Raw genomic sequence first — 12,605 nt, 5'->3', positions numbered from 1 at the left:
CAAAAGCGGCGCCCCAGCATTTTTCGCCCCGTTTTCTCGCGGTGGGGTTCGCGCTCCGCGCCACCCCGACGCTAAAAAAGGTGGGTGGAAAGCTATATAACCGTCCCACCGATGACTTTCGGTGACCAGCTAATGACTGCCGGGATCACCCTCCGCTGTCCGCGTTGCGAACGCGAGTTCGCGCCGGGCGGACAGACCCGGTGTCTCGAACACGACGACCCGACAGTGCTCGAACTGTCCTACGAGATCGAGACTGTCCGTGAGCGATTCGATCCCGATTTCTCCGGCAGCAGTCTCTGGCGGTACCGGGAGCTGCTGCCAGTCGACAGAGTCGATCCGGTCACACTCGGCGAGGGGTGGACAGATCTCGTCACGGCACCGACGACAGGAGCGGAGCTCGGTGTCGAGCTCTCGCTGAAACTGGAAGGAAACAACCCCACGGGGTCGGCGAAAGATCGCGGCAGCACTGTCGTCGCGACCCGGGCGAAAAGTCGGGGTTGTACCGGTGTGATCTGTGCCTCGACGGGGAACGCGGCGGCCTCGATCGCCGCCTACGCTGCGCGCGGGAATCTGGAGTGTTCGTTGTTCGTCCCGGAACGACTCCCCGAAGCGAAAGCGATCCAGCCGCGAGTCTACGGTGCGGATCTGATCACAGTCGAAGGCAGCTACGGCGACGCCTACGAGGCGTGTCGGACGCAGGGACTCGACTCCGAACGGATCGACCGGAGTGCAGGAACCAACCCGTACGTGCCGGCCGGATCGCAGACGCTCGGGTTCGAACTCGCCGAACAGACCGAGTCACCGGACTGGATCGCGATTTCGATGGGTAACGGCGGGACGATCGCCGATCTCTGGCGCGGCTGGCGGCTGTTCGAGCGGCTGGGCTCCGTCGACGGGAGCCCGCGACTGCTCGGGGTGCAAGCCGAGAGCGCGGCCGCGATCCAGCGGGACGGCGACAGAGTCGCTGACAGTGCTGGCACCTGTGCCGACAGCATCGACGTGGACGAGCCACACCGGAAGCTCGATGCACGCGAGGCAATCGCGGACAGTGGTGGCACAGCAGTGACCGTCAGCGACGAGATGATCCACAAAAGTTTGCGGATGCTGGGCAGTAACGAGGGCGTGTTCGCGGAGCCGGCCAGCGCTGCCGCAGTTGCCGGGATCGAGCGAGCCCGCCAGCAGGGAACGATCGACCCAGGCGAGGGTGTAGTCGCAGTCATCACCGGTGATGGGCTCAAAGATACTGCCACAGCAGCGAGAACGCTCGACTGATGCGGTCAGTGTAATCGTCCCGAGTCAGTAATCGAACTCCGGTGTTCCGTGATCCTCGATGTGGGAGTGAAGCCACGCTCGCTGTTCGGCCAGCCGATCAGGCAGCTGTTCGTACACCGACTCGAAGAGTTCGTCCGGGTCGGGCCGCTCCGTCGTTTCGGCTCGTTCGATAGCCCGGCGGAGTTCCTCCTCGGCTTCCTCGTGGATCGTCTCGATGCGATCGTCGTCCAGAACTCCATCATCCCTTAGATACGTTTCGAACCGATCGACCGGATCGGCGGTCCGCCACGCCGGTAGGGACTCCTGGGTGTGTTCGTACCGCGATGGATCATCGCTCGTCGAGTGAGCACCCTGCCTGTACGTCAGACTCTCGACGAGCGTCGGCACTCCCTCTCTTGCTCGCTCGATTGCCGCTTCGACGGTCTGTTTCACAGCGATCGGGTCGTTGCCGTCGACACGTTCACCCTCGAAGCCGTAGGCAGTTGCTTTCTGGGCGATCGTCGCAGAGGCTGTCTGCTGGCGTGCCGGGCGGGAGATGGCCCAGCCGTTGTTCTCACAGAAGAAGATCACAGGTGCGTCGAACACACCCGCGAAGTTACACCCCTCGTGGAAGTCACCCTCCGACGTAGCGCCGTCGCCGAAATACGAGCAGATAACCCGGTCGTCGTCGCTGAGATCCGCAGCCATTCCGAGACCGACGGCGTGGGGTATCTGTGTCGCGATGGGGACTGCCTGCGGGAAGATCGGCCGGTCGTGGTCGGACTGAAACTCCGAATGGCCCCGCCGAAAGAGTAGAATATCACTCATCGGAACGCCACGGGCGATCTGGAATGCATTCGAGCGGTAGGTCGGCACGAACCAGTCTTTCTCCCGGAGTGCGTGTGCAGCACCAACCTGTGACGCTTCCTGTCCCCGGAACTGCGGGTAGCTGCTCATCCAGCCCTGTCGCTGGAGTGCGAGTGCCCGCTCGTCGAACCGGCGCGCCCTGACCAGGTCACGGTACAGCGAAATCGCCTCGGATTCAGTCGTTCGGATCTCGTCGAATCCATGTGTCTCGATGACCTGGCGCATACGAGACCCACGCAGCGCTTCGACAAGATTGTTCGCCACGTACGACCCCGTGGGACAGAATCAGGAACAGAATAATTAATTTCCCCTCGCTCGTCGAAGGAGTATGTCGATTACAGATAGCCACATTCTCGTTACTGGTGGCGGTGGATTTGTCGGCTCACATCTCGTCGAACGGCTACTGGCCGACGGCAACGACGTCAGAGTCGTCGATAATCTCTCGAACGGCACCGAATCCTGGATTCCCGGGGACGCAGAGCTCGTCGTCGGTGACCTCACCGATCAGGCTGTCCTCGACGAGGCAGTTACCCCCGATATCGATCTGGTCTTCCATCTCGCAGCGGACAAGGACGCGTCCCGCGACGATATCGCACAGTTTCGCTCGAACAACCGGCTGACCGAGGTACTCCTCGAACAGATGGAGTCGGTCGGCGTCGACAGGATTGCGTTTACATCCTCTTCGACTGTATACGGCGAGGCACCGCGGCCGACACCGGAAGATTACGCCCCGCTGGAGCCGATCAGCATCTACGGCGCGGGGAAACTCGCCGAGGAAGCACTGCTCTCCGTGTTCGGACACAGCCACGATTTCACCGTCTGGAACTTCCGCTTCGCGAACGTCGTCGGCTCCCGACTGCGCGGTGCGGTCGTCCCCGACTTTATCGAGAAACTCCGCGACGACCCGACGACGCTCGAAATCCTCGGCGACGGTCGACAGGAGAAATCCTATCTCTACATCGACGACTGCATCGACGCCATGCTCACGATCGTCGAACAGACAGAGAGACCTGTGAACACGTTCAATCTCGGGACGCGAACGACGACGTCGGTCGATCGGATCGCGACGATCGTCGCCGACGAGATGGGCGTCGATCCGAGCCGTGAGTACACCGGCGGCAAGCGCGGCTGGACGGGCGACGTCCCGAAGATGCGCCTCTCTATCGAGAAACTATCAGCGCTGGGCTGGGAGCCAACCGTATCCAGTGACGAGGCGATCCGTCGGACGACCCGGACGTTGCTCGACGAGCTGTAAGATCCCCGTTCAGAGCCCCTTGTCGTTGTTCTCCTGGGCGAGCAGTACGACCATCGACAGTGCCGAGATGAACATCAGGAGGAGTGCCGGGACTGCAGCGTACTGGTAGAGTGCGTTCGCCTGTGCCGCCCAGATCTGGGTGACAATCGATTCGAATCCGGATGGGCGGAGAAACAGCGTTACTGGCAGTTCTTTCATCGTCGTCAGGAAGACCAGTGCAGCGCCGGCGACGATTCCGGAGCGCACCAGCGGGAGCGTCACCCGTCTGAACGACCCCAGTGAGGATTCCCCGAGAACGCGGCTCGCCTCGACCAGTTCGGGATCGATCTGGAGAATCGACGTTCGCGTCGAGCCGACAGCCTGGGGCAGAAACCGGACGACGTAGGCAAAGACGAGCAAGGGGGTCGTCTGGTAGATCCACGGTGCGTAGTTAGCGCCGAAGAAAACGAGTGCGAGACCGAGCACCACACCCGGAACCGCAAACCCGACGTAGGTGAGTCGTTCGAAAACAACGGCCAATGGGCTATCGTGGTTCGCCGCCAGATACGCGACTGGAAGCGCACAGAGACCGGCAACGAGTGCCGCTGCCGCCGAAACGCTGACAGAGTTGACGGCCTGGATCCACTCGAAGGTGAGATCCGATCTGTAGGTGTCTCCCGCACGCTGGGTCCAGAGTGTCAGAATCCAGACTGGAACGACCAGCGCAACAGTCGCGACGGCCGCCGGAACCACTGTTGCCGGCCAGCGAAGCCAGCCGAGATCGATCCGGTTCTCGGTTCCCTCCGAGCCGTCGCCGCTGACCGTCTGGTTCGAGCGGATCCGCCATTCCAGCGCGAGGACAACCAGGACGACCGCCAGTAACTGGAGAGACAGAAGCGCTGCATAATCCTGCCCAAAGCTCCTGTTTTCGACGTATATCTGCCGTGTGAACACCGGAAACCGCATGATTGCAGGCGTTCCGAAATCGGAGAGCGCATACAGTGCAGCCAGGAGTCCACCTGCTGCGATCGCTGGCCGGACCTGCGGGAGCGTTACCCGGCGGAACGCCTCCCAGCGGCCGTGGTTGAGTGTCCGTGCGGCGTCGATCAGTCCCTCGTCGAAGGAGATCAGAGCCGCCCGCGTCGTCAGGTAGACGTACGGATAGGTGTACAGCGTGACGACGAAGACTGCGCCTTCGAGCCCGTAAATCTCCGGAAGCCGCTCGATCCCGAAGCCAGCCAGCAGCGACTGGAACTCACCGCTCGGGCCGAATGCCGAGACGAAGGCGAAGGCACCGATGTAGCTCGGAACCACCAGCGGGAGTGCAACGACGATCGTCCAGAACCGTCTGAAGGGTAGATTCGTTCGAACCGTGAGATACGCCAGCGGGACGCCGATCAGGATCGAAAAGACCGTGACGAGGCTCATCAACAGAAGACTGTTCACGAGGATATCGAGTGTCTCCGCGCTAAACATTAGCTCGCGAGCCCGCCCGAGATCGACGGTCCAGGCCTTGACGAACAGCCACGTCAGGGGAAAGACCATCGCAGCGGCGACCGCACCGGCCAGAAGCGTCAGTCCGACCGGTAGCTGTTCGTCCTCTGTCCCCCTGGCGATCCGCCGAACTGTCTCACGTGGTGATCTCATCTTCCCTGGAATCGACTCCGTAGCGTAGGGTGGCGTTCCGACGAATATAAGGATTTAGGTTTCCCTAAATCAGGTATGGAACTGACGCGGCGGGATGCAGTCGCCGCCCTCACCGCTGTCGGCGGTGTGGCCACAGCGGGCGTCGGACTCTCCCGGTTGCAGTCCGAGGGGCCGTCCGGTGATCCCGAAGAGAGTCTTCCCCCTGATCAGCACGTCAAAGAGTCGATGGTCGCGATCGCGGAGGTCGTCTATCCGACAGAGGTTTCCGGGATCGAACCGTTCGTCGAGGAGTTTCTCGACTCCCGGCTGGAGCGGGAAGACCACGCACGAGGAGTCAGAGCGTCGGTGGCAGAGCTCGAAGACCGGGCCGAATCCTGGCACGGCGGCCCAGTCACGGAGCTATCACGGGAGACGCGGGAACAGCTTCTTCGGGAGGTCAGTGCACACACCGTCGACGAGCATCCCACTGGGACGACCGCCGAGCGGATGCGGTACTACGTGGTCAACGAACTGTTACTCGCGCTGTACGCGTCGACGAAAGGCGGGAAACTCGTCGGGCTGGAAAATCCCCAGGGCCACCCTGGCGGCACCGAAAGCTACCAGCAGGGGCCACCATGAGTTCGACGGACCGAACACCGGTCGAGACCGCGGATCTCTGTATCGTCGGTGCCGGCCCTGCCGGTGCGTTGATCGCCGACAGACTCGCGAGCGAGTTCGAAGTCGTCGTGCTGGATGCTGGCCCACGGTTCGAAGACGAGAGCCGTCTCCAGCGCCAGAAGCGAGCGATCCGACCGTTTTTCGACAGACCAGCCGTCTGGGATAGCGATCCCGAGCGCGACGCACATTCCGCGAGCGGGGAGTGGTTCTACCCGCTCAACCACACCCGTGTCAAAGGGATCGGCGGATCGACCCTGCACTGGCAGGGGATGGTGATGCGGTTACACGAAGACGATTTTAATTCGGGATCCGAACGCGGTGTCGGGCCAGACTGGCCGATAGAGTACGAGGATCTGAGGCCCTACTACGCGGATGCGGAGCGGGAGATCGGTGTCTCTGGGGCCGAAGACAACCCGTTCGCACCGCCCCGAGAAAACCGGTTTCCGATGCCCGCCTTTCGCCCCTCCTACAGCGATTCCCTGTTCGCCGAGGCCTGTGAGGAACTCGAAATAACGATGCACTCGGTGCCGAACGCCCGGAACTCCGAATCCTACGACGACCGTAGCGAGTGTGTGGGCTACGGCACCTGTCAGCCGGTCTGTCCAACGGGCGCGAAATACGATGCGACGGTGCACATCGACCGTGCAGAGTCGAAGGGTGCAACGATCATCGACCGCGCCCAGGTTCAGCGTCTCGAACATACGGCCGACGAGATTCGAGCCGCAGTCTATGCGACACCCGATGGGATAGAACACCGCCAGACTGCCGACGCCTTCGTACTGGCCTGTGGCGGGGTCGAGACGCCGCGGCTCCTGTTGCTCTCGGAGTCCCCGGAGTACCCGGACGGGCTCGCAAATTCCAGCGGCCTCGTGGGTCAGTACTTCATGGATCACCTGTTCGCTGGCGCTGGTGGGGTTCTCGACGAGCGGACCCGCCAGAACCACGTCGGCTTTTTCACGAGCGAATCCCACCAGTTCTACGACGAGGCCGACGAGGAAATCGGACCGTTCAAACTCGAATTCTCCAACTACGCTGGCCCGTCACCGGTCGAACTGGCACTTACGGGCGACGACTGGGGTGACGACCTGCTCGAACGACTGCGCGCTGATTACGGCAACCACATCGCTGTCCGCGGACTGGTCGAACAACTGCCCCGCGAGGACAGCTACGTCGGACTCGATCCTGACCGGACTGACAACCACGGCAACCCAGTCCCGGACGTCCACTGGAACGTCGGGGATCGGGCCCTGCGCACCATCGAGCGTGCCAACGAGATCCAGCACGATATTCTGGAAGAACTCGGCGCGGAGATCACCTGGACCGCAGGTCCGGAAAACACCGGCCCGACCTACCACCACATGGGAACGACGCGGATGGGGACGGATCCGGCCGAAAGCGTCGTCGATCCAGCGCTGCAGACACACGACCTCGACAACTGCTGGATCGCATCCAGCAGCGTCTTCCCGACTGGCGGTGCATTCAACCCCACTCTGACGATCGCGGCGCTCTCGCTGCGTGCCGCCGACACCGTCGAAGGCTTTCTCGCAAAACAGCCTTCGAGTAAACTCGCTGACTAGATTTTAGGCAGACCTAAAAACTTAACCGTCGGCAACAGAAAGGGGTGAGCAATGAGCCACGTCGAAGACGAGACGACTCCGGAACCGAGCATCGATGGACACAGTGAGACGGACGACCAGTCAGGGACAGCTGGTGGAGACGAGAAGTTCACCTTCGAAGACGTGAGCGTCGTGATGGGGACGTACAACGAGGCGGAAGCGATTGGGACAGTCCTCTCCGATATCGAGGAGGTCACAGACGGCAAGGCCGAGGTCGTCTGTGTCGACGGCTCCTCGGATCGCACGCCCGAGATTGCGCGCGAACACGGCGCACGCGTCATCGAACAGGAGCCACAGGGGTACGGAGTCGCAGTGAAAGCTGCAGTGCTCGCACCGGACCGACCGATCGTCGTCACGACTGACTGCGACGACACCTACCCGATGGAACAGCTGCCGGAGTTTCTGGCGTTCATCAACGAGGGGTACGACGTCGTCAGCGGTGACCGGCTCTACCACGGTGCGGATGCGATGCCGGCGTTCAATCGGCTGGGCAACCACCTTTTCGCGGCCACCGCGAGTGTGCTGATGGGTACCCGCGTTCACGATACGACGACGGGGATGCGCGCCTACCGTCGTGAGGTCGTCGAGGAGATCGAGTGGACCGAAAACACCGGACTGTCGGCCGAACTGCTCATTCGTCCGAAGATGCGTGGCTACGAGATCAGGGAGCATCCGATCGAGTACCGCGAGCGAGCAGGCCAGTCCAAACTCGACCCGATCGAGGGTGGTCTCGCCATCGGGAAATCGATCGTCACGGTCTGTCTCGAAGAACAGCTCAGGTAGCGTCTTCCAGTTCTGTTTCGAAGAACACGCCGTCACGGTGTTGTTCGGGCTTCTCCGGCAGATACGTCCCCTCACGCCCACAGTCATCGACGAACGAGCAGACGGTGCGCTCGGGTGGCCAGACCGCTGACATACCTTCGTCCGTCGTTCTGACTGCAGCCTCCTGTCTGTATGTCAGTGTGCCGGCACCCTGCTGGACGAGTCGAACTGTTAGCACGACCTGATCGACTGATTCGACCGCGACTGTCGCGTTTCCGAGCGACTCCCCACCGACGCGGTCGAGTGATGCCGAGGAGTTCGAAAGCGACCACCCCACAGTTGTGCTGTCCGCAGGATCTGTAACGGTGGCCGACGAGAACCCAGCATCCGTTTCGAGCCGGACGACGGCGTGACTCACCTGTTCCGGGATGCCAACAGTCGTGGTTCCATCGAGAGTCTCGCCCTCCCGGACAGTGAGTTCCTGGAGTGCCGGATTGATCTCACGTTCGTCGGGGTCGACCGTCCACTGGCCTCTGTAGGTGTAGCGGTAGAGACTCCGATCACCAGCGGCATCGACGAGTTCGAACTTCCGCTGGGGGTCCTGCTGGAGAACGTAGACAGCGTCGCCATCGAGTCCACCATCGTTTCGGAGATACTGGAATGGATGGTTCAGCCACGGTCCGTACGGCGTCGGCACGAAGACCATCGCGTTGTCGAACTCGGCCTCCTCGAAGGGCGCGTATGCATCCTCGTAGGTAGCCGTCTGTGCGGCGTTTCGCTCCACAGGCCCGTCGAGAAGCGCTGCGTTGACACCGCCGCTGAGGAGGAGAAATGCAACGAGAACCGAGACTGCGACCGCGCGCCGTCCCGTGGATGGAATGACGTCGTCGAACCGTGAAGCCACTGCGCTGCGTCCTCGCCAGAGTCCGACCGCCCCGGCGGCGGCGAAAATCGCGACGGGGACGAGCACGTCGAAGTGATAGAACGGGCCGAACTGGCCGAGAAAGCCATCCGTCGGATCGGCCGGGTTCGCGAGGACGTTGTGGTTCCCCCAGAAGAAGAAGTTACCACCCGGTACGGTCACGAACAGACCCGCGATCAGTCGGCGAGGAATCGCATCACCGGGAATTGAGACACCACGCAGACCCGGAATCAGTCCACGGAAACGACTACTGAACACCAGCCCGACGACTGCAAGCAGGGAGCCGACGATCCCCGCTGGCGCCCAGCGTGTCAGCAGGTAGTACAGCACTGCCGTGTTCGATTCGAAGGCGACGGCCGGCGTGTATTCGATTCCGTGGCCGAGAATCCGTCGGATTCCGAAGCCAGGTCCATCCATCGGCGCGAAGGCCTGGAACGGGAACAGGAGTGGTGAGCCGGTCAGATACGTGTTGTAGGCGAGGGCGAGGACGACGAACGCGAGACCCACCGTCGCTGTTGCAGCCTGGCGAGTGATCGCATCCGGCACTGCGAGCGAGGCGAGGTCGGTCGACCTGTCACGGATCGCCGTGAAAAGCTCCCAGAGTGCGTGGAGTATGAACGGTGCAGCAAACAGAACGGCGGTAAACGGCCGCATGAAGAAGGCAGTCCCGATCAGCAGTCCGGCAGCGATGGCAGCCGGGATGCTTCCGGTACGATAACTCCGGAGATAGGCAACGGCGAAGGCGAGATTGAAGACCGTCGTCGGAGCGTAGGGGAGAAACACCGAGGAGGTCATCAGCGTCATCGGTGCGAACGCGAACGCCCCCGCCCCGACGACTCCCACTTTGCGGTCGAACGCCATCGCGCCGAGGACGTAGACCAGGACCGTGTTTCCCGCCGCGACCAGCGCGAGCGTGACCCGCGGCTCACCGAACAGCGCCATCGCAATCGCGTACAGCCCGGCCGGGAGTGGCTGGTATTTCGGATACATCGTCTCCCCGTTGTCGACGAAAAACCACGGTCTGACAGCATCACCGAACACGCCGGGTCGCATTTGGAGCTGACCGTCCAGCAGCATCGATGCCTGCTGGAGGTAGACACCCTCGTCGTGGTTGCTCGAATGATACGGAAATAGCTCCGTAGCGATGAAAAAGACGACGAGCCCCGCAACCACTGCGATCGCTCCGGCGAGCAGGCGCTCGCGTGGCTGACTCGCAACGCGCAGTTGTGACGGTACGTTCACGATTCGAATGAGCTAACTATCGGTTGACAGTTCGTCTTACAGCTGTGCGCCCGCATCGCGCATCAGATCGATCGTCGGCTGGAGATCGGACAGTTCCGTGAGATCGATATCCGGGACGTCCAGTTCGTCGATGGTCGGCAGATCCCCCACGGGTTCGACACCCGGAATCAGCGGGTACTCGAACCGCTCGACTGCGAAGAACTCCTGGGCCTCGGCAGAGAGGAGATGGCGGATGAAGTTCTCTGCCATCTCGGGCCTGTCGGTTTCGTCGATGACGGCCGCACCTGCGACGTTGAATATCGATCCTGCGTCACCTTCGGTGAACGTAGTCGCGATCGGGGCGTCGGGACTCCCGTCGAGCACACGCTGGATGTAGTAGTGGTTGGTGAAGCCGGCGTCGATCTCACCGTCGGCGACTGCCTGACTGGTTGCGAACTCGTCGGGGTAGGCGCTGATCCCGTTGTCGACGACTGTCTCGACCCACTCCCGGGTTCGATCCTCTCCCTCGATCAGACGCATGGCCGTCACGAACGCCTGGCAGGAGCCGTAGGATGGTGCCCAGCCGAGATTGCCCTCGAACTCTTCGAAGGCCATGATATCCGACGGGATCTCGTCTTCACTGTATTCCTCGGTGTTGTACGGGACAGATCGCGCACGGCCCGAGGTACCGATCCACTGGTCGGTTCGGAACTCCTCGCGGACCGTCTCGAGCACGTCGTCCGAGAGCGTTCGGGTCCGGTCTTCGGCAGCCAGCGCCCCGAGCGAGCCAGCGTTCACCGAGAAGAATACGTCGGCTGGTGTCCCCGATCCCTCGTTGAGTATCGTGTTGACGAGATCCGTCGAGCCACCGTATCGGACGTTCGGGTCGAAATCGGGGTAGTTCGAGTCGAAGAAATCCATCATCGTTCCGACGAGGAACTCGTTTCGACCGGAGTAAACCTCCAGTTCGCCCTCCAGATCCGGTAGCTCCGCAATCGGTGTCCCACCCGGAGCAGGGCGGCCAGCACGGCCTGAGCCGATCAGTCCCGCTTCCGGTTCGTCATCGTCACCGTCGCCGAGCAGTCCGCTACAGCCCGCGAGCGATACGGTCCCGACCGCCGCCGACGCCGCCAGAAACCGGCGTCGCCCTCGTGCAATCGTTCGATCCTCTCCCCCGTCATCTCGGTCGATATCGTTGGTATCAGTCATGTTTTAGGCTTGCCTAAAGTATGTTTATAGCTGTCGATTCAGTCGTCAGCTGGCGCGGGTACCCGCTGGAGTTCGTCGAGTGCGTCGAGCCAGTCGTGCATGTGTTCACCACAGTACGGCAGGAACTCCCCGTTCCGGTAGGCATCCGCGTCTGCATCGAGAAGCGCATCGGCCATCGCCCGGTAGGCCTCGACGTACGTCTCCGCGTCTGTTCCGGCGTCGTCGATCAACTCCCAGACGTGTTCGTTGAGTTCCAGCCCGGCGACCTCGTTGTGCAGATCGTCGAACGTCGAACGTGGTGCCTTGTTGTGTTCACACAGCGGCTGGCCGTTGTAAATCTGCTTGCCGAGCAGGTCACAGGCCCGTTTCAGGAACACGCCGCTCCAGATGTCGTCGAAGCGGCCGACCGACCACTCGTTGTCGTCCATCGGCATCTGGTAGAAAGCCGGGATGACCTCCCGCCGGAAGGCGAGATTCATCGAACAGACAGTGAGGTAGTTGCCCGCCTCGGCGACGAAGTCGTCGGTGAAATCTGTCGTTACCGTCCGGGTCTGTGCCTGTCCCTCCAGATCGCCGTCCATGAGAATCCGGACCGCATCGAGGTCGGGAACGTTGGTCCACAGCCCCTGCGAGGCGACGATCTCGCCGCGCTCGATCGTCGTCGTCGATCGCTCGACAGTTTCGTCCATCGCCGAGTAGGGGTAGCCGCGCGGGTAGAGGCCGTGTTCCTCGGCGTTCTGGTAGAGAACGTTCACCCACTGCTCGTCCGAGGTGACCGACTCGATCTCGCCCTCGTAGGCCAGATTCTCCATGTGCTGGCCGAAGAAATCCGAATCGTCGTGTGGCAAGGTGTCGTCGTCGATGAAGATGCCGTACTCGAACTGTGGATTGTTCCACATGTAGAGCAGTCCGAAGCTGGTCTCGGCGTGGCTGGCGGCCGGGACGACGTGACCGTAGGATTCGACTCCCTGCGCGTCGTACCACTCCTCCCGGCGGCTCCCGTCGAAGACGGCACCGGATACTCCGAGATCCGACAACATCTCCGTCATGGCCGCTGTCTCGCAGAAATCCTCGGTCACGAGGAGAAAGAACAGTCGGTCAGTGTCGAACCCGTGCTCGTCTGCGTTCTCGACGTAGCTGCGGATGCATTCGTACTCCCTGATCGTCGGAACGATGACACAGATGTCCTGCTCGACATCTGCTGTAGGCGATGTCATAG

At 62.0% G+C, this 12,605-nt stretch carries 10 protein-coding genes; 5 read left to right on the top strand and 5 right to left on the bottom strand.

Features of this window, described 5'->3' with window-relative positions; genetic code table 11:
• The first annotated feature begins 132 nt into the window (after positions 1 to 132).
• Positions 133 to 1,272: a threonine synthase gene (gene thrC, locus EOW68_RS00755; protein WP_431358679.1), complete on the top strand. Its 1,140-nt coding sequence runs from the start codon at positions 133 to 135 to the stop codon at positions 1,270 to 1,272.
• A gap of 24 nt (positions 1,273 to 1,296) precedes the next feature.
• On the opposite strand, the gene EOW68_RS00750 is transcribed toward thrC, so the two are convergent.
• A complete protein-coding gene (locus EOW68_RS00750) occupies positions 1,297 to 2,343 on the bottom strand; it encodes a thiamine pyrophosphate-dependent enzyme (RefSeq protein WP_128223263.1) in 1,047 nt (348 codons plus the stop codon).
• A gap of 103 nt (positions 2,344 to 2,446) precedes the next feature.
• Here EOW68_RS00750 and EOW68_RS00745 point away from each other — a divergent pair, with 103 nt between their 5' ends.
• The gene (locus EOW68_RS00745; protein ID WP_128223262.1) at positions 2,447 to 3,373 is read left to right on the top strand and encodes an NAD-dependent epimerase/dehydratase family protein; all 927 of its coding nucleotides are present in this window, start codon (positions 2,447 to 2,449) and stop codon (positions 3,371 to 3,373) included.
• Positions 3,374 to 3,382: 9 nt separating this feature from the next.
• Here EOW68_RS00745 and EOW68_RS00740 read toward each other — a convergent pair whose 3' ends face one another.
• The gene (locus EOW68_RS00740; RefSeq protein ID WP_128223261.1) at positions 3,383 to 4,999 is read right to left on the bottom strand and encodes an ABC transporter permease; all 1,617 of its coding nucleotides are present in this window, start codon (positions 4,997 to 4,999) and stop codon (positions 3,383 to 3,385) included.
• Between the two features lie 75 nt (positions 5,000 to 5,074).
• Here EOW68_RS00740 and EOW68_RS00735 point away from each other — a divergent pair, with 75 nt between their 5' ends.
• From EOW68_RS00735 to EOW68_RS00725, 3 genes are read left to right on the top strand one after another with little or no spacing between them, the layout of a single operon-like run.
• Positions 5,075 to 5,617 (top strand): gluconate 2-dehydrogenase subunit 3 family protein, encoded by a 543-nt coding sequence (locus EOW68_RS00735; protein WP_128223260.1) that lies wholly within the window; start codon positions 5,075 to 5,077, stop codon positions 5,615 to 5,617.
• A complete protein-coding gene (locus EOW68_RS00730; protein WP_128223259.1) occupies positions 5,614 to 7,233 on the top strand; it encodes a GMC family oxidoreductase in 1,620 nt (539 codons plus the stop codon). The genes EOW68_RS00735 and EOW68_RS00730 overlap by 4 nt, the downstream gene beginning before the upstream one ends.
• Before the next feature lie 51 nt (positions 7,234 to 7,284).
• Positions 7,285 to 8,055: a dolichyl-phosphate hexose transferase gene (locus EOW68_RS00725; RefSeq protein WP_128223258.1), complete on the top strand. Its 771-nt coding sequence runs from the start codon at positions 7,285 to 7,287 to the stop codon at positions 8,053 to 8,055.
• Here the strand turns inward: EOW68_RS00725 and EOW68_RS00720 are convergent.
• The 3 genes from EOW68_RS00720 to EOW68_RS00710 are packed head-to-tail and all read right to left on the bottom strand — an operon-like array spanning position 8,048 to position 12,603.
• Positions 8,048 to 10,198, bottom strand: a complete 2,151-nt coding sequence (locus tag EOW68_RS00720; RefSeq protein ID WP_431358678.1) for a DUF7846 domain-containing protein — start codon at positions 10,196 to 10,198, stop codon at positions 8,048 to 8,050. The two genes, EOW68_RS00725 and EOW68_RS00720, sit on opposite strands and share 8 nt — an antisense overlap.
• 36 nt (positions 10,199 to 10,234) lie before the next feature.
• On the bottom strand, positions 10,235 to 11,386 hold the full coding sequence (locus EOW68_RS00715; RefSeq protein ID WP_128223257.1) for an extracellular solute-binding protein: 1,152 nt from the start codon (positions 11,384 to 11,386) through the stop codon (positions 10,235 to 10,237).
• A 38-nt stretch (positions 11,387 to 11,424) separates the two neighbouring features.
• Positions 11,425 to 12,603 (bottom strand): alpha-1 4-glucan-protein synthase, encoded by a 1,179-nt coding sequence (locus EOW68_RS00710; RefSeq protein WP_128223256.1) that lies wholly within the window; start codon positions 12,601 to 12,603, stop codon positions 11,425 to 11,427.
• Positions 12,604 to 12,605 lie beyond the last annotated feature (2 nt).

It is taken from the genome of Halovenus amylolytica (assembly GCA_004015825.1).
Taxonomy (GTDB): Archaea; Halobacteriota; Halobacteria; order Halobacteriales; family Haloarculaceae; genus Halovenus; species Halovenus amylolytica.
The sequence above is the reverse complement of the archived record's forward strand: the minus strand, read 5'-3'. Positions and strand labels throughout refer to the sequence as shown.